Source organism: Streptomyces sp. NBC_00876 (genome assembly GCF_045207435.1).
Taxonomy (GTDB): Bacteria; Actinomycetota; Actinomycetes; order Streptomycetales; family Streptomycetaceae; genus Streptomyces.
Genome location: NZ_CP108800.1, coordinates 1,876,295 through 1,900,626 on the forward strand (window position 1 = coordinate 1,876,295; position 24,332 = coordinate 1,900,626).

The window sequence follows — 24,332 nt, forward strand, 5'->3', positions numbered from 1 at the left end:
CCTCGCTCAGCGCAGGATGCCCGCTCCCGCGCCCCGGTCGACCAGTGCCGGGACGGCGCGCGGGTGGTCGATCCGGCTGCGCAGGGCCGGTGTCCAGCCGGCGCCGGCGGTGAGCTGCTCCGCGGGGACGCCCGCGTTGTGGACGGCGATGAGGTCGGTCCTGCGGCCGTTGACGTAGTTGTCCGCGGCGGTGATCGGGGACTCCGACCACTTCTTGAGGATCTTCGCCCGGTCGAATCCGGCGCCGAGGGTGAACGCGTTGTGCTCGGCGACGAGCCGGGACTCGGCGCCGACTCCGTACGTGTAGCCGTAGACGCTGCCCGTGGTGGCGACGAAGTGGTTGTTGTAGGAGTCGACCTGTCCGAAGCGGACGCGGGGGGCGCGCTCGTTCACGTCCTTGAAGAGGTTGTGGTGCAGCGTGACGCGGAGCTTGCCGCGGTCACTCGCCCCGGCGCCGTCGCTGTTGCCGATGAGCATCGTCTTGTCGTGGTCCTTGAGGACGTTCCAGGAGGCGGTGACCAGGTCGGCGCCCTTGACGATGTCGAAGAGCCCGTCGTGCTGCTGGTACCGCTCGTTGAAGTAGAGCGGCTGGCCGGCGTCGGGGCGGTCGCCGTCACCGAAGGTGTTGTGGTCGACCCAGACGTGGTCGGAGCCGTAGACGACAAGGTTGTCGTACTCGGAGTTCCAGTGGCCGGTGTCCCCGTCGGTGGGGTCCCACTGGGGGAAGCAGTCGTAGGTGTCCTCGAAGCTGATGTTGCGGACGATGACGTTGGAGACGTTCTGGATCTGGATGCTCGCACCGATGACCGTGGCGTCCTTGCCGACGCCGATCAGTGTGGTGTTGGACGGGACGTAGACGTTGACCGCGGCCTTCTGCAGCTTGGCGGAGGCGAGCCGGGCGTCCTCCATGGGTCCGGACGGAACCTCGTCGCGGCCCCAGGTGGCCGGGTCGTAGGCGGCGAGGTAGTTGTCCAGGGTGTAGCCGCCGGTCTCGTACTCCTCGCAGCCGATCGGGGTGCCCGAGGCGTCGGAGTTCCCGTGGACGGTGCCGTCGATCCTGACGATCTTCGGTGCGTCGCCCGCGTCCTCGAAGGCGGCGATGAGTTCGGCCCGGTTGCTCACGGTGTAGACGTGGTCGGGGGTGGCGGCGGCGCCTCCGGTGGTGGAGCCTTCGGCGGACGCCCAGCCGTCGCCCTTCGCGAGGACGGCGCGCTCGATGCCGCCGTGGTGGCCGGTGGCCTGGGCGGGGACGGTGACGGCGAGCGCCAGGGAGGCGCAGCCCATCACCAAAGCAATGGCGCGGGCATGACAGATGCGTGCGGGCATGGCGGATCCTTCGGTGGCGAGGAGGTGAGGTGTGGCGGGAACGGAGGCGGCGGCCGGCGTCAGGCCTGCGGCCAGGTGATCCATTCGTCGGGGACCGCTGAATCGGTGCGGCGCACGTCGCGCGGGGCGAGTACGTGCCCGGCCACCAGGGCCCGCGCGACGAGCCGGGCGACCTCGATGGCGCCGCGGGGCCGGAAGTGCGTGTTGTCCTGCTGCCCGTCGGGGTAGTTGGGCGACTGGCCCGGCTCCAGCCAGTTGAAGCAGGCCTGCGTGCCGTCGGGGCCGAGCTCCTGCCAGCGGGCGAGCGTGAGGGCCTGGAGGTCGAGCAGGGGCACGCGCTCCTCGGCGGCCAGCGCGCGCATCGCGGCCGGGTACTCGCCGTGACTGGGCTTCGCCGTGCCGTCGGCGGCGAAGCGCCGCCGCTCGACCGGGGTGAGCAGGACCGGCAGCGCCCGGCGGGCCCGCGCGCTGCGCACGTACTGGCGCAGGCAGTCCTGGTAGGTGGTGTACGGGTCGGTGCCGCGGGCCGGGTCCTCGGTCTTCTCGTCGTTGTGCCCGAACTGGATCAGCAGGAGGTCGCCCCCACGGACGTCCTCCAGCAGGGCGGCGAGCAGCCCCTCGTCGATGAAGCTCTTCGAACTGCGGCCGTTCATCGCATGGTTGGCGACGTCCAGGGTGCGGCCGAGGAAGAACGGCAGGGCCATGCCCCAGCCGGTCTCGGGCGCCGCGTCGGCATACTTCCGGGCCGCCGTCGAATCGCCCGCGATGTGCACGGTGCGCGGGCGGGGGCGTGCGCCGGGGCCGTGCGCGGCGGCGGGGGTGGCGGCGAGCGCCAGGGGCAGCGCGGCGATGACCGCCGCGGTCTGCCTGCGGGTGAGTGACACGGTGAAGCTGCCTCTCTCATGGATGCGTAACGGCGCCGTACGTCGGACGTACGGCGGTACGGGGTGCAGGAGGAGAAGTGCAGGAGGGATGGGGGCCGGCGGCGGGACGTGGCCCTCGGCAGGGCGCGGTCCGCCGCCGGCACCCCGGTCACCGGGGTGCCGGCCCGGCAGGAGGCCGGATCAGCCGTTGCCGATCTCCTTCCACTCCTTCTGGGCCTTGTTCAGCTCGTCCGCGATCTTGTCCAGGAAGGCCTTGGCCGTGACCTTGCCGAGCAGCAGCTTCTGGAACTCCGGCTCGTTGTCCGCCTTGCTGATGTTGTTCCAGTCGGGCAGGTAGTACGGCAGCTGCACGATCTTGGTGGAGCCGTCGGTGAGTGCCTTCGCGGCGAGCTCGGTGGGCTCGGCCGCACTGATCCACGGGTCCCTGGCTGCCTCGGTGTTGGCCGGGATGGCGCCCGCGGACTCGTTCCACTTGCTGTTCGAGGCGTGCGAGGCGGCGAACTCGATGAACTTCCACGCGGCCGTCTTGTTCTTGCTCGACCGGAACAGGCCGAGGCCGTCGACCGGGTTGGAGACCTGGACCCGGGTACCGCCGTCACCGACCGGGTTCGGAATACCGGCGAACTTCTCCTTGCCCAGGGCCTTGAGGTGGTCCTGGTAGGAGCCGAGGTTGTGGCTCAGCATGCCGATGGTGCCGGTGTCCCACTGGGCGACCATCTTGGTGAAGTCGTTGTTGACGTCGGCGGCGGGCGTCGTCCTCTTGTACAGCGCCACGTACTTCTCCAGCGCGGCGACGTTCTTCGGGTCGTTCAGCGTCGTCCTGTCGCCGCTCCAGAACTCCGTGATGCCGGACTGGCCGTACGCCGCGTCGAAGGCCTGGGCGATGGAGCCGGCGCCGCCGCGGATGGTGTAGCCGAACTTGTTGTGCTTGCCGTCGGTGAGCTTGTCGGCCGCCTTGTAGAAGTTGGCCCAGGTGGTGGGTGCTTCGAGGCCGGCGGCCTTGAACAGGTCGGTGCGGTACCAGAGCGCGCCGTTGTTGGCGGAGGTCGGCACGGTGTACATGTCCTCGCCCCGGCCTCCGGCGTCCTTGACGCTCGCGACCATGCCCTCGACGAGCTTGCCGTTGAGGGAGGAGTCCTTGATCCGGTCGTTGAGCGGGTCGAGGGCCTCCTGCGAGACCATGTTGGCCAGGTAGGCGGTGCCGACGCCGCCGACGTCCGGCAGTCCGCCGCCCGCGATGGCCGTGTCGTACTTGGACTGCACGTCCGCGATCGGGATCGGCACGTACTTGACCTTGATGTCCGGGTACTTCTTCTCGAAGTCCTTGATGATCTCGGTCCAGATGGCGGTGCGCGGACCGCCGTTGTTGTCCCAGAAGGTGATCTCGCCCTTGCCGCTGCCCTCGGTGCCGGTCCCGCTGCCGTCGTCACCGCAGGCGGTCGCGGTCAGGGCGAGCACCGCCGCGAGGGACACCGCTGCCGCGGCACGCCCCCGCTGCGTCTTCGAGATGTTCATGGTCGGCTCTTCTCTCTCGGTTGTCTCGGTCGGTGCGCATGAGTGGGGGGTTCGGTGGTCTGCGGGGCACGCCCGGCCGGGCCGGGGCATGCGGTGGTGCGGAACGCGGTGAAGCAGGCCGTCCCGGCCGGCCCCGTCCCGGTGGGTGCGGTGGCGAACAGGCCGAGCAGGGCGCCGACCCAGCGCCACGGCGTCGCGGCGAAGACCTGGCCCGACGGCCGCCATCCGGTCCCGTCCCCGGTGTCGGCGAAGAAGCGGCAGCGGGCGCCCGGGGAGACCTCGACGCGAAGGCGGGCCCGGCCCTCGGGGGCCGGCCTGCTGTGTTCGGCGTCGCGTTCGTGCTCGGCGACCGTCTCGGCGTACCGGTGCACGAGCCGAATCCCGCCGTCACCGCCCTCCGCCGACCGCTCCAGGCCGATCCAGCTGAAGGCGTCCCCGAGCACGGCGAGGCCCGCCCTGGCCCCCGCCACCTCGCTGTCGAGGGTGAGTCCGGCCTCGGCGGTGAACGTCTCGGCGGGCAGCCGCTGGACCAGCACGTGGGGCAGGGCCCGCAGATCGTGCGCGTACGCGGACCGTACGCAGCTGAGCCGCAGCCCGTCCCCGCCGTGCTCGACGCTCCAGCCGGGGCGGGGGTTGGCGGTCCACTGCCACTGCCTGCCGTACCGGCCGCCCGGGAAGCTGTCGCCACTGGCCGGGGCCGCGGCCGGCTGCTGGGGCGCGGCCGGTTTGGGGTGTACGGAGACGGGTTCGCCCGCGTCGCCGATGACCGGCCAGCCGCCGTCCTCGGCGTCCCAGCGCATCGGCTGGAGGTGGACCACCCGCCCGTACGCCCCGCGCTCCTGGAAGTGCAGGAACCAGTCCTCGCCCGCCGCCGTCCGGACCCAGCCGCCCTGATGCGGCCCGTTGACCCCGGTACGGCCCTGGGCCAGGACGACGCGCTCCTCGTACGGTCCGAAGAACTCCCGGGAGCGGAAGGCGCCCTGCCACCCGGTGCTCACCCCGCCCGCCGGGGCGAGGATCCAGAACTCCCCGTCGTGGCGGTAGAGCTTGGGGCCCTCCAGGGTGAACCAGCCGGGGATCGTGTCGGCGTCGATCAGGGTCCTGCCCTCGTCGAGGAGTTCGCGTCCGTCGGGGCTCATCCGGTGGCCGGTGAGCCGGTTCTTGATGCCGGAGCGGGACCTGGCCCAGGCGTGCACGAGGTAGGCCTCGCCGGTCTCCTCGTCCCACAGCGGACAGGCGTCGATCAGTCCCTTGCCGGCCTTCACCAGGTGAGGGGCGGTCCACGGGCCGCGGATGGACTCGGCGTTGATCTGCTGGATGCCGTGGTCGGGGTCGCCCCAGAAGATCCAGAACCGTCCGGCGTGGTGCCGCAGCGACGGCGCCCACACCCCGCGGTCGTGGCGGGGCACGGCGAAGTCGGCGGCCGGTTCGAGGCGGTCCAGGGCGTGGCCGATGAGGGTCCAGTTGACGAGGTCGCGCGAGTGCAGCAGCGGTAGTCCGGGGACCCGGCCGAAGCTGGAGGCGGTGAGGTAGTAGTCGTCGCCGGCCCGGATCACGTCGGGGTCGGACCAGTCCGCGTTCAGCACCGGGTTGCGGTAGGTGCCGTCGCCCAGATCGGCGGTCCAGGGGCGCTCGCCCTCAACGCTCACGCGGTCACCGCCCGGCGGACGTGGGCGGCGGCGGTGGCCCGGTCGAGCCGGCCGTCCGCGATGACGGTGACGACCCGGCGCACGACCGTCGCGCCCGCGGGAACGGGGAGCCGGTCGGCGGCGGCGAGGGACGAGCCGACGCCCGGGTACTCGGTGGTCCGCACGAACCACGGGTCCCGGCGGGTCTCCTCGGTCGCCCCGGCGAAGACCAGGGTCCAGCCGTCGCCGCTCATCGCGACCCAGTCGGCGGCGTGTCCGTGAACGGCCTCCTCCCCCTCCCCGTACCCGCTGAACACGGCGGGCGCGGAGGGTTCCTTGGGCGCGCGCCAGAAGAAGCCGCCGTATCCGGCGCCCGGCCGGCCGTTGGTGGCGGGGCTGCCGATCGACAGGTCCGAGGTGCCCCGGTTGGTGAGCGAGAAGGAGAAGTCCAGCGCCCATGCGGTCGCGGAGAGTTCGGCGGCGGCGACGGTGCGGTGCTCCCGCAGCAGTTCGGTGCCGTCCGCCTCCCAGCTGAGCTCCTCGACGAACCCGTCCGGGTCGCGGAGCTTCCAGCCGAGGTGGCGCTGGACCCCGTGGTTGTCGAGCGCGATGGGGCCCCTGTCGCGGACGAAGGTGCGGCCGCCCCAGAAGTTGTGCCCGGCGACGTCCGGCACGGCGACGGAGGTGCCCAGGTGATGGAGGTGGTCGGCCGGGTGCTCCTCGGTGACGGGGGTGCCGCCGAGGGTGGTGACCGGGTGGAGGTAGGGGCGGTCCCCGGGGGCCGGAAGGTAGGTGTAGCGGCCGACCGGGCGGCCGGCGCAGCTCAGCAGTGCGGTGGTCGTCACGGTGAACTCATCTCTGTCGGGAGCGCCCAGGGGGCGCCGAGTTCGGAGAAGAGCGTGAGGGTTTCGGCGCCCGCAGCGACCAGCGCGTCGATCCCGCGCACCACCCGGCGGGTGGTGGCGGAGCCGGTCACGGGTGCGGTGTACCAGGCGCCGGGCGGCAGGGCGAGCGGTTCGGGTGCGGTCCGGACGGCCTCGACGACCTCCATGAACGCCCCGGTGCGGTGCGGTGGTACGAGGAGCGGCGCATCCCGCACCAGGTGGTCGACGAGGTTCTCCAGGAGGTCGGTGCGCCCGTACACCGCCTCCTCGGGGCCGTGTCCGGCGCGCTGGACGAGGACGCGGTCCTGCTTGTACCAGAAGGTGATCCGGCCGCGGTCGCCGTGGACGGTCACATAGGGTTCCCCGGCCTGTTCGGCGCAGAGCGTGACGGCGGCGGTGACCGGGATCCCGGCCGCCGTGGTGATGCGTACGCACGAGGTGTCGTCGGCCTCGATGTCGTGGGCTCGGAAGAGTTCGGTCTCCACCGAGGCGATGTCCTGCGCGGTGCCGCTGCCGGCGAGTTCGAGCGCGGTGGCGACGGCGTGGGCGAGCGGGTTGGTCAGCACCCCGTCGACGACGTCGGTGTCACCGATCCGGCGCCGCCCGGCCCAGGGCGCCCGCCGGTAGTAGGCGTCGTCCCGGACCCAGGCGCCGGCGGCGCCGTAGCCCCGGACGGTGCCGATGGCTCCGGTGCGCACGAGCTCACGGATGGCGGGTACGGCGTGCGAGCCGAAGGACTGGAAGCCCACCTGGCAGGCGATGCCGGCGTTCCGTACCCCGGCCAGGATCCGTTCGAAGTCGGCGCGGGTCGCGGCGGGCGGCTTCTCCAGCAGGAGATGGACGCCGCGTCCGGCGGCGGTGAGCGCCAGTGCGGTGTGGGTCTGGATCGGGGTGCAGATGACGGCGGCGCGGGCCCCGGTGGAGTCCAGGAGCGCACCGAAGTCGGCCGACTGCTCGGGGAGTTCACCGGCGAAGGCGTCGAGTTCACCGTCGTCGAGGGGGATCAGCTCGCAGATTCCGGCGAGCCGGACGAGACCCTGGTGCTGGAGGCGGCGGATATTGGCCAGGTGCCATCGTCCGTGGCCACGGGCGCCCGCGAGGACGACCGGGACGGGTGGGACGGCGGGCAGGGACGGCATGCCGGTCATCCCTTCACGGCGCCGGCGCTGAAGCCGGTGATCAGCCACTTCTGGATGAAGGCGAAGACGATCACCACGGGGACCGCGGCGATCACACCGCCCGCGGCGAGTGCGCCCAGGTCGACGCTGTCCGCGCCGATGAGGGTGTTCAGGCCGACCGGGATCGTCTGCTTGTCCTGCTCGCTGAGGAACATCAGGGCGAACAGGAAGTGGTTCCAGCTGTGCACGAAGGCGAACGAGCCGACCGCGATGAGGCCCGGCCGCAGCAGCGGCAGCACCACCGCGCAGAAGGCCCGGAAGCGCGAGCAGCCGTCCACCCAGGCCGCCTCCTCCAGGGTGGCGGGTACGTTCTTGATGAATCCGCTGATCAGGATGATGGAGAGCGGCAGCTGGAAGACCGTCTCGGCGATCACCACACTCCCCAGGGAGTTGATCATCTGAAGGTTCTTGAAGATCTCGAAGAGCGGTACGAGCATCAGCGCGCCCGGGATGAACTGCGAGCAGAGCAGCGCCAGCATGAAGGCGTTCTTGATCCTGAAGTCGAAGCGGGCCAGCGCGTAGCCGCCGGCCAGTGCGACGAGCGTCGTGCTGACCAGGGTGCAGATCCCGACGATCATGCTGTTCTGGAAGAAGACGGCGAAGCTGCGCTCGTTCCAGACCTTGGCGAAGTGCTCGCCGGTCATCGGCCACGGCACCAGCGAGGTGGAGCCCGCGGGGCGCACGGCGAACAGGAACATCCAGTAGAACGGGATGAGGGTGAAGACCAGGTAGATGCCCAGCGGGACGTAGATCTGCCAGCGCGGTACGTCGTCGAAGGCGCGTTCACGGCCGGGCTTGCGGCGTCGGTGCGCGGCGGGCGGGCGAGTGCTCCGGGCGGGCACACGCGCGGAGTCGGTGTCGTTCTTCTCGGCCAGTGCGGCAGTCATTTGTGGTCGCCTCCGAACTTGCTCAGGCGCAGATAGACGATCGAGCAGAAGAGGAGGATCACGAAGGCGACGGTGGTGAGCGCGGAGGCGTACCCGAAGTCGTGGCCCTCGATGCCGGTGTTGGCGACGTAGAGCGGCAGGGTGGTGGTCTCGCCGGCCGGTCCGCCGCCGGTGAGGGTGTAGAGGAGGTCGACGTTGTTGAACTCCCAGACCCCGCGCAGCAGCGTGGACAGGATGATCGCGTCCCGCAGGTGGGGCAGGGTGATGTGGAAGAACTGGCGCAGCCGCCCGGCGCCGTCGACCGATGCCGCCTCGTACAGCTCCTTGGAGACGGACTGGAGGTCGGCGAGGATGAGGATGGCGAAGAAGGGGACTCCGCGCCAGAGTTCGGCGACGGTCGCGGCCCAGAAGACGGTTCCGGTGTCGGAGAGCACGGAGGTCCCGTAGTCGCCGATCCCGGCGTCCGCGAGGTAACGGCTGAATCCGGTCGAGGAGTTGTAGAGCAGGATCCAGATGGTGCTGGTCAGCACACCGGAGACGGCCCACGGCGAGAAGACCATGGCGCGGGAGACGCCGCGGCCGATGAAGCTCTGGTTGACGATCAGGGCGAGCGCGAGGCCGAGGGCGAGCTGGAGCGCGACCTGGGTGACCACCCACTGGGCGCTGAAGCCGAGCGTGGTCCAGAACTGGTCGTCCTCGGTGAAGATCCGGGTGAAGTTGCCGAAGCCCGCGAAGCCGTTCCGCCACGGCTTGGTGACGTTGTAGTTCTGCAGGCTGTAGTAGAAGACGCTGATCACCGGGTAGGCGATGAAGCCCAGCATCAGCAGCCCCGCCGGGGCGATCAGCAGATACGGCAGCCGGCGGGGGCTCGCGGAGCGGCGCCTGGGCACCTTGGGCGGGGTGGCCACAGCGGCGGCTCGGGCCATGACACGTCTCCGTTCTCTGGAGGTACGGGGGTGCGGGGTGGTGCCGAGCGAGGTGCGTGTACTGCGCAAGCGCTTGCCGCATGGCGTTCGGTATACCGAACAGCGCGGGGCGCCGGAGTCGGGGCGGGCCGTTCAGCCGGCGTACGGGTCGGGCACTTCTCCCGGCCGGGCCAGGAAGGCGAAGTCGCAGCCGGTGTCGGCCTGGGTGATCTGGTCGTGGTAGAGCGCCCCGTAGCCGCGCTCGTACCGGGTGGCCGGCGGGGTCCACTCGGCCCTGCGCCGCGCCAGCTCCTCTTCCGTCACGTCGAGATGGAGCAGGCGCGCCTCGACGTCCAAGGTGATGGCGTCACCGGTGCGGACGAGTGCGAGAGGCCCGCCGACATAGGACTCGGGGGCGATGTGCAGCACGCAGGCCCCGTAACTGGTGCCGCTCATCCGGGCGTCGGAGATCCGCACCATGTCCCGTACACCCTGCTTCAGCAGGTAGTCGGGGATCGGCAGCATGCCGTACTCGGGCATCCCGGGGCCGCCCTTGGGCCCGGCGTTGCGGAGCACCAGCACGTGGTCCGGGGTGAGGGCCAGGGCCGGGTCGTTGATGGTGCGCTGCATCTCCCGGTAGTCGTCGAAGACGACCGCGGGACCGGTGTGGCGCAGCAGCTGCGGTTCGGCGGCGATGTGCTTGATGACCGCGCCGTCCGGGCAGAGATTGCCACGCAGCACCGCCACACCGCCCTCGTCGGCCAGGGGGTTGTCGCGTTCCCGGATGACGTCATTGTTGTGCACGAGGGCGCCGTCGAGCTGTTCGCGCAGGGTGTCGTGCGCGACCGTGGGCCGCTCCAGATGCAGTACGCCGGTCAGCCGGGCCAGGAACCCGGGCAGCCCGCCGGCGAAGTGGAAGTCCTCCATGAGGTACTTCCCGCCGGGGCGAAGATCGGCCAGCACCGGCACGGTGCGGGCGATCCGGTCGAAGTCGTCGAGGGTGAGCCTGACACCGGAGCGGCCCGCCATGGCGATCAGGTGGATGACGGCGTTGGTGGAGCCGCCGAGCGCGAGGACGGTGGCGACGGCGTCCTCGTACGCGTCCGCCGTGAGGATGTCCGACAACTTCCGCTGCTGCCAGACCAGTTCGACGATCCGGAACCCCGACTGCGCGGCCATCCGGTCGTGACCGGAGTCGACGGCCGGGATGGAGGAGGCGCCGGGGACGGTCACACCGAGCGCCTCGGCGGCGGCGGTGAGGGTCGAGGCGGTGCCCATCGTCATGCAGTGGCCGGGCGAACGGGCGAGCCCGTTCTCCAGTTCGCCCATCTCGCAGTCGCCGATGAGCCCGGCCCGCTTGTCGTCCCAGTACTTCCACATGTCGGTACCGGAGCCGAGGACCTCGTTGCGCCAGTGCCCCGGCAGCATCGGCCCGGCCGGCACGAAGACGGCCGGCAGGTCGACGGAGGCGGCGCCCATCAGCAGCGCGGGCGTCGACTTGTCGCAGCCGCCCATCAGCACCGCACCGTCGACGGGGTAGGAGCGCAGCAGTTCCTCCGTCTCCATCGCCAGCATGTTGCGGTAGAGCATCGGGGTGGGCTTCTGGAACGTCTCCGAGAGGGTGGAGACCGGGAATTCGAGCGGGAAGCCACCGGCCTGCCAGACACCGCGCTTGACCGCCTGGGCGCGGTCGCGGAGATGGACGTGGCACGGATTGATGTCGGACCAGGTGTTGAGGATCGCGATGACCGGCTTGCCGAGGTGCTCCTCGGGGAGGTAGCCCAGCTGGCGGGTGCGGGCGCGGTGGCTGAAGGAGCGCAGTCCGTCGGTGCCGTACCACTGGTGGCTGCGCAGCTCCTCAGGGGCGATGCGGCCGGTCATATGGACCACCCCGCGATCTGGTCGGCGACCTCGGCGCGCTGCGACTCCGGCAGCACCCGGCTGGGCGGACGCACCTCGCGGCCGCACAGGCCGAGCGACGCCAGGGCCTCCTTGACGACCGTCACGTTGTTGGCGGACTGCCGGTCGGCGCGCAGCTCCTCGAAGCGGCGGATGCGCTCCCAGACCTTCATCGCTGCCGGGTGGTCGCCGGCCCGCAGCGCCTCCAGCATGGCCAGCGAGACACCGGGGGCGACGTTGACGAGGCCGGAGGTGAATCCGGTGGCGCCGGCGGAGAAGTAGGCGGGGGCGTACAGCTCGGCGAGGCCGGCGATCCAGACGAAGCGGTCCAGGCCCGCGTCCCGGGCGAACGCGGCGAAGCGCGCCGCGTCCGGAACGGCGTACTTGACGCCGATGACGTTGGGGCAGGCGTCGGCGAGCTCGGCCAGGCAGGCCCCGTCCAGGTGCGGGTTGCGGATGTAGGGCACGACGCCGAGTCCGGGGACGGCCCCGGCGATGGCCCGGTGGTAGTCGATCCAGCCGTCCTGCGAGACGTAGGGGTGGACGGGCTGGTGCACCATCACCATCTCGGCGCCGGCGTCCCTGGCGTGCTCGGCGGCGGCGACGGCGGTCGGCACGTCGTGCCCGACCCCGACCAGGATCGTCGCGCGGCCGCCGGCCTCCTCCACGGTCAGCTCGGTGACGGTGCGCCGCTCCTCGGGGGTGAGCGCGTAGAACTCCCCGGTGTTGCCGTTCGGGGTGAGGATGCGCACGCCGCCGTCGAGCAGCCTTCGCAGCAGGGCGCGGTGCGCCGCCGTGTCGATGGTCCCGTCCTGGGCGAACGGGGTCACCGGGATCGCGACGACATCCGCGAGGGCCGCCTTCAGCGGGGTGAGGTCCATACGGACAGGCCTTTCGTCGGTGTGCCGGTTCACGCCGTGTCACCCCCGTCTTCGTCGTCGGGGAACGCGCGGCGGACGAACGAGGCGATGTGGTCGTGCAGGGCCCCGGCCGCCGCGTCCGCGTCGTCGGCGAGCGCGAGCCGCAGGATCTCGCGGTGCTCGGCCGCCTCCCGCTCCCAGGACGGGACGGCCGACCAGGCGACGGTCGACACGAGCGCGGCCTGGTCGCGGACCTCGTCGAGCATCCGCGCCAGCAGCGGATTGCCGCAGGGCAGGTAGAGCGCCCGGTGGAAGTCCCGGTTGGCCAGCGACCTGTCGGCCTTGTCGCCGGCCGAGTCGGCGCGCTCCAGGGCCTCCTGGGCCGCGTCGAGCGAGGCCTTGCGGGTGACGGAGCGGCGCAGCGCCTCCGGTTCGAGCAGCAGCCGCACGTCGTACACCTCCCTGGCCATGGTCGCGTCGACCAGCCGCACGGTGGCGCCCTTGTACTGGCTCATGACGACGAGTCCGGTGCCGGCGAGGGTCTTCAGCGCCTCACGGACAGGTGTCTTGGAGACCCCGAACTGTGCGGCGAGCTCGGTTTCGACGAGCGCCTGCCCTGGTCTCAGCTGCGCGGTGAGGATCGCGTGCTTGATCGCCTCCAGCACGTACTGGGTGCGGGACGGAATCGGGGTGGGCGCAAAGGTCATGGGTGAAGGGCTCTCGCATCTCGCGTATCGCGTCTCATATATGACGTACGAAGTACGACGCGATGAAGCTAGAGGCGGTGCGAATGTTTCGTCAACGCTTCCGACGAAAGAACTTCGCGGAACGGGGACATGTGCCCTACCCCGGCCGCCGGGACCGACGGCCGCGTCACCCGCCGTAGGGCATCCTCCCGATGCCCCGCGGGGGCCTCAGCGGCCAGCCTGACTGCGTAACGGACGTGCAGGTCAGGGAGGTTCGGTGGGTACGAGGAAAGGGTCGGCGGCCGGGCGGGTGCTGCGGGACCGGACGGCCGGGCTGTTCCTGGCAGCGGTCGTCGTCTCAGGATTCGGCAGCTCCGCGATGTCACTGGCGGCGGGTATCTGGGTCAAGTCGCTGACGGGTTCGGACAGTCTGGCCGCGCTCGCCCTCTTCACCGTCTGGCTGCCGGTGCTCTTCGGTCCGGCCCTCGGGACCCTGGCCGACCGATGGCCCAGGAAGCCGCTGCTGGTGTGGTCGAACATCGTCATGGCCCTGCTGCTGACCGCCCTGACCGCGGTGGACTCGGCGGGACGGATCTGGATCCTGTTCACGGTGCTCGTGCTGTACGGGAGCGCCTCCGTCCTGATGGACTCGGCCGAGTCGGCCCTGGTCGCCCGGGCCGTGGACACCCGGCTGCTGGGCGACTTCAACGGCCTGCGGATGATGGCGAACGAGGGCATGAAGCTGGTGGCCCCGCTCACCGGCGCAGGCCTCTACGCCCGCTTCGGGGGCGGCGCGGTGGCGCTGCTGGACGCGCTCTCCTTCGCGCTGGCCGCCGGGCTCTACGGACTGCTGCGGGTACGCCGGCCGGACCCCGCGGCGGCCGGCGGCCGGCAGGACGGATGGGCCGCCGGGTTGCGGCAGCTGTGGGGGTCGCCGGTGCTGCGGCCGCTGGTGCTCGCCGGATCGGCCACGATGCTGTGCGCCGGGCTCAACGGCGCGACGCTGTACGCCGTCGTGGACGGGAGGCTCGGCCACTCCCCCTCGTACGCGGGTGTGCTCTCCGTGGCGCAGGGCGCCGGGTCCGTCACCATCGGGCTGCTGGCCGGGCCGCTGCTGCGGCGGCTGCCGGAGCGGGTGTTCACGGCGGTGGGCATCGCCGTGTTCGCGGTGGGGGTGGGGCTGCGGGCGCTGCCGTACGACGCCGTGGCGCTGGCGGCCTGCGCACTGATCGGCGTGGGCCTGCCCTGCGTGCTGATCGCCGCGATGACGGCGGTGCAGCGGGAGACCCCGGACGCGCTGCTCGGCCGGACGTCGGCGACCGCCGACACACTGATGTTCGCACCCAACGCGATGGCGCTGGGGCTCGGCGCGGGGCTGGTCGCACTGGTGGATGTCCGGGTGCTGCTGCCGGTGGTGGGCGCGGTGGCACTGCTGACCGCGGTGCTGATGGTCACGGGCCGGCGGGGACGGCTGACGCTCGCCCCCACCGGTCCGCTCCCCTCGTCAACCGAGGCGTGAAAGCGCTCCGGCGACGGTTTCGAGGTCCGGGCCGGAAGCCAGCCCGGCGTGGTACAGGCGCAGTTGGTCCGCACCGAGCGAGAGCGCGTGCTCCGCGTCGCGCTCCAGGGTGGCGGGGCTGCCACCCATCCCCCGCACCACCGTCAGGTTGGCCGCGAGGACGCCTCCGCGTCCGGCGAACGGGCCGAGCACGGCCTCCCGGGCGGCGTCGGGGCCGGTGCAGGGCACCACCACACCGTCCGCCACGGACAGGATGTGCTCCGGGTCGACGCCCACGTTGGCACCGCAGCGGTACGGCGCGGGGTCGGCGTGCAGCAGCACCTGGAAGCCGGGGGCGGCGGCCGCGCGCACCGCCGCGACCGCCGACTCCTGGAGCCCGCGGGCCACCTCGGTGCGCCACCGGAGGGTGGCGGCGGCGAGATCCGCGCCGAGCAGCTTCCCGACACCGGCCCAGCCCGCCTCCGGGGCGCCCGTACTCGCCCAGACCGGCTCCAGGGCCCGGCGCACGGCCCGGCCCAGCTCGTCGGCGTCCAGTCCGTGCGCGCCGTATCCGGCCCGGCAGGAGGGGCAGAAGCAGAGCGACATCAGGTACTGCGCCGCGTCACCGAGTCCGACGCCGGCGACCTTGTCGTGGGCGTGCAGATGGGCGAAGCCGTACCAGCCGCACGACTCCAGTTCGGTGCCGTGCGCCCCGTCGCGCACCGCCGCCTCCGCGGCGAGGTCCACCAGATACGCGCGGACCACGGGCTGCGCGATGCAGGGGGCCCACGGGTAGCGGTCCCCGTAGGCATTGACCACGGAGGTGTCCGGATGCTCCGCGCCCAGCCGGGAGTTGTGCGCGAGGACGACCCAGCTGTGCACCTCGAGCCCGGCACCGGCCAGCGCCTCGGCGGCCTCGGCGAACGGATCGTCCGAGGCCACCCAGGACTGTGCGTACGGACGCAGTCCGCGCCCCGCCCACCTGGCACCGTCCGGCGGGTAGAGCACCGCCGCGTGCCCGGCCGTGACGACGCGGCGCACGGGGTGGCGCGGCGTCAGTGCCCGGGTGGAGTGGTAGGCGGCGGCGAGCGTCACCTGCTGGACGCCGAGGTCCGCGACGCGGGCGGCCGCGTCCGGGTCCCCGACGATGTCCCAGGGGTAGAGGAAGGCGGAGGTCCTCACCCGCGCCCCCCGGCGCCGCCGCTGCGCTCCAGCAGCGCACGGCCGCTCGCGATGATCCCGGCCAGCTCCTCGATGTGCGCGGCCGGCGGCTCGGTGAGCGGGCTGCGCACCTCCCCGACGTCCAGCCCCTGGAGCCGGACGGCCGCCTTGACCAGCGAGACGGCGTAGCCGCGGCCCTTGGCGCGCAGTTCGACGAGCGGGCGGTAGAAGGTGTCGAGCAGCGCGTTGACAAGATCATCGTCACCCGATTCCAGGGCGCGGTAGAAGGCCAGCGCGATATCGGGCGCGAAGGCGAACACGGCAGACGAGTACAGCGTGACGCCGATGCCCCGGTAGGCGAGGCCGGTGAGCTCGGCGGTGGGCAGGCCGTTGAAGTACAGGAAGTCCTGGCCGGGCAGCCCGGTACGGACGGCGCTGACGATGCGCTGCATCAGATCGAGGTCGCCGTAGCCGTCCTTGAGGCCGATGATGCCCGGCGTCCGCGCCAGCGCGACCACGGTCTCGGGGGTGAAGACGGCGTTGTCGCGCTGGTAGACGATCGTCTCGAGCCCGGTGGCGGCGGCCAGCACCGCGTAGTGGGCCAGCAGCCCCTCCTGGCCGGCGAAGACCAGATACGGCGGCATGGCGAGCAGCCCGTCCGCACCCGCCTCCTCGGCGAGCTTCGCGAACCGGACCGCCAGCGCGGTGCCGTATCCGGCGCCCGCCACGACGGGCACCTGCCCGGCGGCCTCCTCGACGGCCGCGCCGACGACGAGGCGGAACTCCTCAGGTGTCAGGGCGTGGAACTCGCCCGTACCGCAGCAGGCGAAGACGGCCGCCGCTCCGGCGTCGATGCCCCGGCGCACATGCGCACGGAAGACATCGAGGTCGACGGAACCGTCCGGCCCGTAGGCGGTGACGGGGAAGAAGAGCGGCCCGGCGACAGCGGTGAGTCGGGCGGCGAGTGGGGCTGAGGTCACGGGCGCTCCCTGAGCGTGCACAATTCTGATTGACGTCCATATTCGTGAACGCCTTTACGCTAAGGCAGCGCCTCGGCACGGGTCAAGGCGCGTTACCCCTTTCCGGGGCGCGGGGTTCCGTCCTCAATCGCCGGACGGGCTTGGTGCGGGTACTCCGCGACGCGGAGGCGCGTTCCCCGGGTGGTGGGGGTCCGGTGCCCCTCCGGGGAGACTCCTCAGGCGACGAACGTTCAGCGGGTACGCAGCGGACCCGGGTCGGTGTTCGTCGTCCTGCGGGGACTCCCCTGCACGCCCCCGGACCGGCCGCCCCACGTCTGCGGCAGTACTACCGCCGGCGCGCAGACGCGATGGCGGCCGGGTGGGGACGTGCAGGGGAGTCCCCGCAGAAAATGGCGTACGACCCGGGTCCCTCGCGTCGTCGGGTGCACACGCCATTTTTGAGGAGTCTCCCCGGAGGGGCCCCACCCCCACCCACCGGACAAGGCGCCCCGCGGGGCACCCGCACAAAAGCCCGTCCGGCGATTGAGGACGGAACCCCGCACAAACGGAACCCCGCACCAAGGACCGGGGCACCCGACAACCCCTTGACGCACACACACCCGCTCCGTAACTTGTCCACGCATGTGAATCCCATCCATGGACCCGGCGAGCGCAGCCGCCCCCGTACCGAGGAGATCCGCGTATGCCCGCCCCCCGCACCGTCCTGCTCACCGGCGCCGCCGGCGGCCTCGGCACGCTGATGCGCGGCCTGCTCCCCGCCCACGGATACGAGCTCCGCCTGTTCGACATGGTTCCGGTCGAGGGCGAGCCGGACGCGATCACCGCCGACCTCGGGGACAGGGAGGCGCTGCGCGAGGCCGTGCGGGGCGTCGACGCGATCATCCACCTCGCGGGCATCTCCCTGGAAGCCTCGTTCGACAAGATCCTCAAGGCGAACATCGAGGGGACCTACAACCTCTACGAGGCCGCACTCGCGGAAGGCGTGCGGCGGATCGTCTTCGCCTCCTCCAATCACGCCATCGGCTTCACACCCCGGCCGCTCCCCGGCGACCCGCTGATCCCCGTCACCACCCCGCGCCGCCCGGACACCTTCTACGGTCTGTCCAAGTCCTTCGGCGAGGATCTCGCCCAGCTGTACTGGGACCGGCATGGCCTGGAGACCGTCTCGGTGCGCATCGGCTCCTGCTTCCCCGAGCCGACCTCCGTACGGATGCTGTCCGTCTGGATGAGCCCCGCCGACGGCGCCCGGCTCTTCGACGCCGCGCTCACCGCCGAGAACGTGGGACACACGGTCATCCACGGCTCCTCCGGCAACACCCGGCTGTGGTGGGACCTGACGTCGGCCCGCTCGCTGGGCTACGAGCCGCAGGACGACTCGGAGCCGTACGCGGCCGGGCTCATCGCCGAGCAGGGCGAACTCGACCCGGACAACCCCGACCACGCCCACCTCGGCGGCCAGTTCTGCACCGACGCGCCGACCTGGCCCCGCTGAACGGCCGGCGCTGCCGCCGTACGGGCGAAGCCACCCAAAGGTAAGGGAACGGCAAAGCCGGGTCATTCGTTACTCCGTGCATGACCGCTATGACACCCGGCTCGAACATCCCCCTCTCCGCCGCCCGCGTGACGGTGGACGTCGCCGCTCCCGTGCGGCTCGACGTATCGGGCCTGCTGCTCACCGCCGACGGCAAGGTGCGCTCCGACGACGACTTCATCTTCTACAACCAGCCCACGGGCTCCGGGGTGACCTACCGCTCCGGCGGCGGCACCGCGCCGGACGCCATCGTGGTGGACACCGCCGCGGTGCCGCCCGGCATCGAGAAGATCGTCGTCACGGCGAGCCCGGACGGCGCGGGTCAGACCTTCCAGGGCATCGAGCCCACCGCCACCGTGCGCAACGCGGACGACGGCAGCGCGCTCGCCACCTTCACCCCGCCCCAGCTCGGCTCCGAGACCGCGCTCGTGGTCATCGAGGTCTACCGGCGGGGCGGGGCCTGGAAGGCCCGCGCGGTCGGGCAGGGGTACGCCAACGGGCTGGCCGGCATCGCCACCGACTTCGGCGTGTCCGTCGAGGAGCCCGCCGCCCCGGTCGCACCCCCGGCCCCCGCCGCCCCGCCGGCGGACCCGCGGATCGCCGCTCCCCCGGTGACGGCCGCACCGCCCGTCGCACCCCAGGCGCCTCCGGCGCCCCCCGCGCCCCCCGCGCCCCCGGCCTCCGGCAAGATCAACCTCGACAAGGGCCGGGTCAGTCTTCAGAAGAACCAGACGGTGTCGCTGGTCAAGGGCGGCCGCCCGCTGCTCTCCCAGGTGAAGATGGGCCTCGGCTGGGAACCCGCGTTCCGCGGCAAGGACATCGACCTGGACGCGTCGGTGATCGCCTACGGGCCCAACCGCAACCACCTGGACAGCTGCTACTTCGGCAAGCTCTCCATCCTGAACGGCGCCATCAAGCACTCGGGCGACAACCTCACCGGCGAGGGCGCGGGCGACGACGAGGTGATCGTGGTCGACCTGGGCCGGATCCCCCCGGAGGCGACCGGTCTGGTGTTCACGGTGAACTCGTTCACCGGCCAGAAGTTCACCGAGGTGGCCAAGGCCTACTGCCGGCTGATCGACGCGGCCACCGGCGAGGAGCTCGTCCGCTTCGATCTGACCGGCGCCGAGCCGCAGACCGGCGTGATGATGGCCAAGCTGATCAAGCAGTTCTCCGGCGAGTGGGAAATGACCGCGATGGGCGACTTCGTGAAGTCGCGCACGGTCCGCGGCATGGTGAAGCCCGCCGCCCAGTCGCTGTAGCGCGGCATGGTGAAGCCCGCCGCCCAGTCGCTGTAGCGGGGCCGTGGAACGACTTCAGGGGCACCCGGCTGGTGCGGGTGCCCCTGAAGGCCGTCGGCGGGGTGAGAACGGCGGACGCTGCGCGTGCTCGTCGCTTCTCTCAGAGCTTGGTCAGCTTGGAGTACGGGCTCAGGATCCTCCCCTGTCGCCCCGAGAAGTCGATGAGCACTGCGTCGTTGTCGCCCTCGACAGCAAGGACTCGACCGAGTCCGAACTGGTCGTGCGACACCCTGTCGCCCACATCGAACAATTCGACCGGTGGGGCCGCCTGGGCCGGGCGGTTGAAGGGACTGGAAGGCAGGTGACGCCGGGATCCGGCTGACTGTTTCATTACCTTGAGTATGCGCCCTGGAAACGCCCGACGCCATGCCCGACCGCTCCTGGGGCCCCACTGATGCCGGATTCGTAATCAGCGATTCCGGGCCCGACCGGCCCCCTGCCCCGCTTCCGGCCGGGCCGCCGCGCGCGACGCGGCGGCCGAAATGCCCACCGAAGGTGTGGCGGTTGTCGCATTTGCGTACGGAGCGTGCCCGGCCGGATTCCCGGTGTCATCCGCCGCCCCCGCCCGCCCTCCGAAGAGGGGACCGGGCCCCGGCCGGATCACGGCTGCGGGCTACTGCTCCCGGCGCGAGTGGCGCTTCCACGGGCCGGTGATGGCCAGCATGATGCCCGGCGTCTGGATGTTGGCGTAGAGCGTCTTCCCGTCGGGCGAGAAGGTGACTCCGGTGAACTCGCTGTACTCCGGGTCCGCCTCGGTGCCGGCGTTCAGCTCGTTGCGCGCGATGGGGTAGGTGCGGCCGCTCTCGGTCGCCCCGAACAGGTGCTGGACGCCCTCGCCGTCCTCGGCGATGACCAGGCCGCCGTACGGCGAGACGGTGATGTTGTCCGGGCCGTCGAAGGCGCCGTCCTTGGAGGGGTCGGCGTTGACGCCGAGGAGCACCTTCAGCGTCAGGGTGCGGCGCTTGGGGTCGTAGAACCAGACCTGGCCGTCGTGCTGGACGGGGCTCTCGGCACGGGCGAACGAGGAGACGATGTAGGCGCCGCCGTCGCCCCACCACATGCCCTCGAGCTTGCGGGCGCGGGTGACGTCCTTGTCGCCGAACTGCTTGCGCACCGAGACGGTCTTGGCGTCGCGGTCGGGCACGTCGACCCAGTCCACGCCGTACACGGTGCCGATCTTCGTGGCCCGGGAGAGGTCGTCGACGAACTTCCCGCTCTTGTCGAAGCACTTGGTGGCCTGGAGGACACCGGCGTCGTCGGCGAGCGTGCGCAGCTTCCCGCGGCCGTGCTTGAAGCCGTGCGGCGGGACCCAGCGGTAGAGCAGTCCGTTGGGACCGGACGCGTCCTCGGTGAGGTAGGCGTGGCCCTGCTTGGGGTCGATGACGACGGCCTCGTGGGCGTACCGGCCGAACGCCTTGATCGGGCGCGGGTCACGGTTGGCGCGCCGGTCGGACGGGTCGACCTCGAAGACGTAGCCGTGGTCCTTGAGCAGACCGTTCTTGCCGGCCTTGTCCTCGGTCTCCTCGCAGGTGAGCCAGGTGTCCCACGGGGTGGCGCCGCCGGCGCAGTTGGTGGAGGTGCCGGCGATGCCGACCCATTCGGCGGTGCGGCCGTCGCGGCGGGTCTCCACGACGGTGCAGCCGCCGGCCGCGACCGGGTCGTAGACGAGGCCGTCGGTGAGCGGGACCGGGTGCTCCCAGCCGGCGCGGGTGCCGCTCAGCTCGTGGTTGTTCACCAGCAGCGTCACGCCGCGCGCGCCCTCGAAGGCGGCCGTGCCGTCGTGGTTGGACGGCGTGTACTCGCCGGTCTCCAGCTTGGTGACACCGCTGTGGGTGATGACCTTGTACGAGAATCCGGCGGGCAGCGCGAGTATGCCCTTCGGGTCGGGGACCAGCGGCCCGTAGCCGGGCTCGTGGCTGTGCCCGTGTCCGTGTCCGTCGTGTCCGTGGCCATGGTCGTCGTGGCCGTGCTTCGAGTCCTCGGCGGCGAGGGCGCCGGGTGCGGTGGCCAGCGCGGCGACGGTTCCGGTGAGGGCGATGCCGGCACCGGTGAGGGCGGACTGTCTGGTGAATTCCCTGCGCGTGAAGGCCATCACGTACTCCTGGTGCAGCTGGGGCGGGTTGTTGTTGGCCCGATCACCGTCCCGCCCCTGCACCAACATCAGTTGAACTGGGGACGACTTCGGGGGAACCCCTTCCGTGAACATCCCCGTCGGCGGGCGGCCGCGTCTTCCGGCCGCCCGCCGCCGTCCCGCTGGTCCGGCCGCCCGCCGGTGACCCGTCTCAGCTGGCCGAACCGCCGCGCGAGCGGGCCTTGAACGCGGCCTTGCGGGCGTCCTTCGCCTGCTTCTTGTCGCTGTGCAGCCGTCCCATGGCCTCCAGGACGTCCGCCGTCGCCGGGTGGTCCACCCGCCATGCCTCGTCGAAGAAGCCGCTGTGCTGGCCGGACAGTCCCTCGACCAGGCCCTGGAGCTCGTCCAGGTCGCCGTCCGCCTCCAGTTGGGCCGCGATCGTGTCGATGGCGAGCCAGAAGATCATCGTCTCCGAGGGTGCGGGCACGTCGGCGGCGCCCCGCTCGGCGAGCCAGACCCGTGCGAGTCCGCCGAGCTCCGCATCGCCCAGGACCGCGCGTACGGCGGTTTCGGCCTCCGCGCCGACCAGGGCGAGCGCCTGCTGGCAGTGCAGCCGGCGCAGCGGTGCCTGCGGGTCCTCGCCGCGTGCCGCGTCCAGGAGTGCGGCGGCGGCCCCGTCGGCGCCGTGCCGGGCGAGCCACAGCTCGATCTCGCCGCGGGCCGCCTCCTCGGGGTAGTACGCGATGCCGCCGAGGAGGACGTCGGCGCCCTTGTCCGCCAGGTCGCCGATCGCCGGGGCGTCCACGCCGGCCTCCAGCATCCGGGCCCGGATGCCGTAGAGGCCGAGGGGGGTCAGCTTCACCATTCCGTACCGGGTGACGTCCTCGTCGTCGGCGGCCGCCGCGCCCTCGTCGCCCTCTTCGCCCTCCTCGACCAGCAACGCCTCGTCCACCGGCCGGTACTCGACGATGCCGATGGGTTCGAGGACCCGGAACTGGTCGTCCAGGCGCATCATCGCGTCCGACACCTGCTCCAGGATGTCGTCGGTGGGCTCGCCCATGTCGTCGGGCACGATCATCGAGGCGGCGAGCGCGGGCAGCGGCACGGGGGCGCCGTCCGCCCCGTCGCCGACGGTGAGCAGGTAGAGGTTGCCGAGCACTCCGTCGAGGAATTCCGCCTCGGTCTCCGGGTCCCAGTCCAGGGCGTCGAAGTCGATCGAACCGTCCTCGCCGACGAGGTCGGCGAAGTCGTCGAAGACGGGGGCGGTGGCATCGGCGTGGGCGGCCTCGAGTCCGTCGAGCCAGATCGCCAGGACGTCCTGCGGCGAACCGCCGGTCAGCAGCGCGAGGTTCTCGCCCACGGTGACGGTTCCCTCGGTGTCCTCGCCGAAACCGTCCAGATCCGAGCCGCCGTCGTCCGAACCGTCCGCTCCGAAGCCGCCCTCCGTCTGCTCCGGGGACGGGTCCTCGACCTCGACGAGCCCGGTGTCGACCGCGAGGCGCCAGGCCTCGCTTGCTTCCGCCGCACCGTCCTCGTCCGCGGCCAGGCCGAGGTGCTCGGCCGCCGCGGGCAACTGCGCGTCGACGAGCTCGCCGCCCGCGCCGACCCGCGTGTCCGGCCCGGCCCAGCGGGCGAGCCGTACGGCGCGGGCGAGCAGCGGCGCGGCGAGCGCGTCCCGTGCCAGCTCCGCCTCGGTGTGCAGCCGTACCGGCGGCAGGGTGGGGCGCTCTGCGGACATCAGGGGGTTCTCCTCGAAACGTGCGGGGCGTACAGGTCGCCGGAATCACTGCACCGGGCGTGTACGGGGTCAGGCGGCCCAAGCGTAGACGCATTTCGCCCCCTGCCGCCCGGCGCACGGAAAGATGACGGCAGCCCGCCCGGCGCACCCCTGCGATGCGTCCGTTCCGGCCACTCCGTTGGTGCGACGCGCTCAAGGTCGCCCTCGGCCGGCCCGGTCCTCGTTAGCCTGATGCACCGGACGAGGAACGGAGTACCGCATGTCGCTGCGGGTCCAGCCCATCACCCCGGAACAGCACCTGGCGTTCGTCGCCGGCCGGGGCTCCGCGAGCCATATGCAGGTCCCCTCGTGGGGTGAGGTGAAGCCCGACTGGCGTGCGGAGAGCATCGGCTGGTTCGAGGGCGGGGAGCTCGTCGGCGCCGGGCTGGTGCTGTACCGGCCGATCCCCCGGGTGAAGCGGTATCTCGCCTATCTGCCGGAGGGCCCGGTCATCCCCTGGCACGAGGGGGATCTGGGACGGTGGCTCGATCCGCTGGTGGCCCATGCCAAGGGGCAGGGGGCGTTCGCGGTGCGGATGGGCCCGCCCGTGATCGCGCGCCGCTGGGAGGCGCAGACGGTCAAGGAGGCCATCGCCGATCCGGCCGCGGGCCGGCTGCGCGACGTCGAGCCGGACGTGAGCGAGCCGGGGGCCGCCGAGGTCGTGGCGCAGCTGCGACGCCTGGGCTGGCGGCCGGGCGCGGACGGGGACGCGGACGGGTTCAGTGCCGGGCAGCCCCGGTACGTGTTCCAGGTGCCGTTCGCCGGACGGTCGCTGGAGGAGATCCGGGGCGGGCTGAACCAGCAGTGGCGGCGCAACATCAAGAAGGCGGAGAAGGCGGGCGTGAAGGTGGTCGAGGGCGGCCTCGACGACCTTCCGGTCTTCTACGAGCTGTACCGCGAGACCGCCGAGCGGGATCGCTTCATCCCCCGGCCGCTCGCGTACTTCGAGCGGATGTGGACCGCGCTGCGGGCCGAGGACCCGGACCGGATGCGGCTCTATCTCGCCCACCACGACGGGGAGGTGCTCTCCGCGGCGACGATGCTGAGTGTCGGCACCCATGTCTGGTACTCGTACGGCGCTTCCACCAGCCGCAGGCGCGAGGTGCAGCCCAACAACGCGATCCAGTGGCGGATGATGAGCGACGCGTACGAGCGGGGCGCCGCCGTGTACGACCTGCGCGGCATCACCGACACCCTCGACGAGGGCAACCACCTGCTGGGCCTGCTGCGGTTCAAGGCGGGCACCGGGGGGCGGGCCGCCGAGTACATCGGCGAGTGGGACTACCCGGTCAACAAGGTGCTGCACAAGGCGTTCAACCTGTACATGGCCCGCCGCTGAGCACCCGTGCGGCCCGCCCCGC

General features: G+C 71.7%; 20 protein-coding genes. 4 read left to right on the plus strand and 16 right to left on the minus strand.

All coding sequences use genetic code 11. The annotated features are described in order from the left end of the window. Positions 1-6: 6 nt before the first annotated feature. From OG782_RS08230 to OG782_RS08280, 11 genes are all read right to left on the minus strand, one after another. The gene (locus tag OG782_RS08230) at positions 7-1,326 is read right to left on the minus strand and encodes a polysaccharide lyase family 1 protein (protein WP_406448824.1); all 1,320 of its coding nucleotides are present in this window, start codon (positions 1,324-1,326) and stop codon (positions 7-9) included. Between the two features lie 59 nt (positions 1,327-1,385). Beyond that, positions 1,386-2,210, minus strand: coding sequence for a rhamnogalacturonan acetylesterase (locus tag OG782_RS08235; RefSeq protein WP_406448826.1), 825 nt, complete (start codon positions 2,208-2,210; stop codon positions 1,386-1,388). Positions 2,211-2,390: 180 nt separating this feature from the next. Beyond that, positions 2,391-3,725, minus strand: a complete 1,335-nt coding sequence (locus tag OG782_RS08240) for an ABC transporter substrate-binding protein (protein ID WP_406448828.1) — start codon at positions 3,723-3,725, stop codon at positions 2,391-2,393. After that, positions 3,722-5,374: a glycoside hydrolase 43 family protein gene (locus tag OG782_RS08245; RefSeq protein ID WP_406448830.1), complete on the minus strand. Its 1,653-nt coding sequence runs from the start codon at positions 5,372-5,374 to the stop codon at positions 3,722-3,724. Before OG782_RS08245 ends, OG782_RS08240 begins: the two co-directional genes overlap by 4 nt. Further along, entirely contained in the window at positions 5,371-6,198 is an 828-nt protein-coding gene (locus tag OG782_RS08250; protein ID WP_406448832.1) for a PmoA family protein, read from the minus strand. Before OG782_RS08250 ends, OG782_RS08245 begins: the two co-directional genes overlap by 4 nt. Continuing rightward, the gene (locus OG782_RS08255; protein WP_406448834.1) at positions 6,195-7,385 is read right to left on the minus strand and encodes a Gfo/Idh/MocA family protein; all 1,191 of its coding nucleotides are present in this window, start codon (positions 7,383-7,385) and stop codon (positions 6,195-6,197) included. The genes OG782_RS08250 and OG782_RS08255 overlap by 4 nt, the downstream gene beginning before the upstream one ends. Continuing rightward, complete coding sequence (locus tag OG782_RS08260; RefSeq protein ID WP_406448836.1) at positions 7,382-8,302, minus strand: carbohydrate ABC transporter permease; 921 nt, start codon at positions 8,300-8,302, stop codon at positions 7,382-7,384. Before OG782_RS08260 ends, OG782_RS08255 begins: the two co-directional genes overlap by 4 nt. After that, a complete protein-coding gene (locus OG782_RS08265) occupies positions 8,299-9,228 on the minus strand; it encodes a carbohydrate ABC transporter permease (protein WP_406448838.1) in 930 nt (309 codons plus the stop codon). Before OG782_RS08265 ends, OG782_RS08260 begins: the two co-directional genes overlap by 4 nt. Positions 9,229-9,360: 132 nt before the next feature. Next, positions 9,361-11,088, minus strand: coding sequence for an L-arabinonate dehydratase (gene araD / locus OG782_RS08270; protein WP_406448840.1), 1,728 nt, complete (start codon positions 11,086-11,088; stop codon positions 9,361-9,363). Further along, positions 11,085-11,987 (minus strand): dihydrodipicolinate synthase family protein, encoded by a 903-nt coding sequence (locus OG782_RS08275; RefSeq protein WP_406448842.1) that lies wholly within the window; start codon positions 11,985-11,987, stop codon positions 11,085-11,087. Before OG782_RS08275 ends, araD begins: the two co-directional genes overlap by 4 nt. Before the next feature lie 29 nt (positions 11,988-12,016). After that, the gene (locus tag OG782_RS08280; protein WP_406448844.1) at positions 12,017-12,673 is read right to left on the minus strand and encodes a GntR family transcriptional regulator; all 657 of its coding nucleotides are present in this window, start codon (positions 12,671-12,673) and stop codon (positions 12,017-12,019) included. A gap of 256 nt (positions 12,674-12,929) precedes the next feature. On the opposite strand from OG782_RS08280, the gene OG782_RS08285 reads away from it, so the two are divergent. Beyond that, complete coding sequence (locus OG782_RS08285; RefSeq protein WP_406448846.1) at positions 12,930-14,171, plus strand: MFS transporter; 1,242 nt, start codon at positions 12,930-12,932, stop codon at positions 14,169-14,171. Here OG782_RS08285 and OG782_RS08290 read toward each other — a convergent pair. Together OG782_RS08290 and OG782_RS08295 are read right to left on the minus strand one after the other, a co-directional pair. After that, on the minus strand, positions 14,157-15,332 hold the full coding sequence (locus OG782_RS08290; protein WP_406448848.1) for a hypothetical protein: 1,176 nt from the start codon (positions 15,330-15,332) through the stop codon (positions 14,157-14,159). The two genes, OG782_RS08285 and OG782_RS08290, sit on opposite strands and share 15 nt — an antisense overlap. Then, positions 15,329-16,291 (minus strand): 5-dehydro-4-deoxyglucarate dehydratase, encoded by a 963-nt coding sequence (locus tag OG782_RS08295; RefSeq protein ID WP_406448850.1) that lies wholly within the window; start codon positions 16,289-16,291, stop codon positions 15,329-15,331. The genes OG782_RS08290 and OG782_RS08295 overlap by 4 nt, the downstream gene beginning before the upstream one ends. 682 nt (positions 16,292-16,973) lie before the next feature. Here OG782_RS08295 and OG782_RS08300 point away from each other — a divergent pair. Both OG782_RS08300 and OG782_RS08305 read left to right on the plus strand, forming a co-directional pair. After that, a complete protein-coding gene (locus tag OG782_RS08300) occupies positions 16,974-17,783 on the plus strand; it encodes an NAD-dependent epimerase/dehydratase family protein (protein WP_406448852.1) in 810 nt (269 codons plus the stop codon). An 80-nt stretch (positions 17,784-17,863) separates the two neighbouring features. Next, positions 17,864-19,084, plus strand: coding sequence for a TerD family protein (locus OG782_RS08305; protein WP_406448854.1), 1,221 nt, complete (start codon positions 17,864-17,866; stop codon positions 19,082-19,084). Positions 19,085-19,223: 139 nt separating this feature from the next. Here OG782_RS08305 and OG782_RS08310 read toward each other — a convergent pair whose 3' ends face one another. The 3 genes from OG782_RS08310 to OG782_RS08320 all read right to left on the minus strand — a co-directional run bounded on the left by OG782_RS08310 (position 19,224) and on the right by OG782_RS08320 (position 22,932). Next, positions 19,224-19,454 (minus strand): hypothetical protein, encoded by a 231-nt coding sequence (locus tag OG782_RS08310; RefSeq protein WP_037711258.1) that lies wholly within the window; start codon positions 19,452-19,454, stop codon positions 19,224-19,226. 282 nt (positions 19,455-19,736) lie between these two features. After that, positions 19,737-21,215 (minus strand): alkaline phosphatase PhoX, encoded by a 1,479-nt coding sequence (locus OG782_RS08315; RefSeq protein WP_406458915.1) that lies wholly within the window; start codon positions 21,213-21,215, stop codon positions 19,737-19,739. A gap of 190 nt (positions 21,216-21,405) precedes the next feature. Continuing rightward, entirely contained in the window at positions 21,406-22,932 is a 1,527-nt protein-coding gene (locus OG782_RS08320; protein WP_406448856.1) for a hypothetical protein, read from the minus strand. Between the two features lie 259 nt (positions 22,933-23,191). Here OG782_RS08320 and OG782_RS08325 point away from each other — a divergent pair, with 259 nt between their 5' ends. Further along, positions 23,192-24,310 (plus strand): lipid II:glycine glycyltransferase FemX, encoded by a 1,119-nt coding sequence (locus OG782_RS08325; RefSeq protein ID WP_406448858.1) that lies wholly within the window; start codon positions 23,192-23,194, stop codon positions 24,308-24,310. Positions 24,311-24,332: the final 22 nt, after the last annotated feature.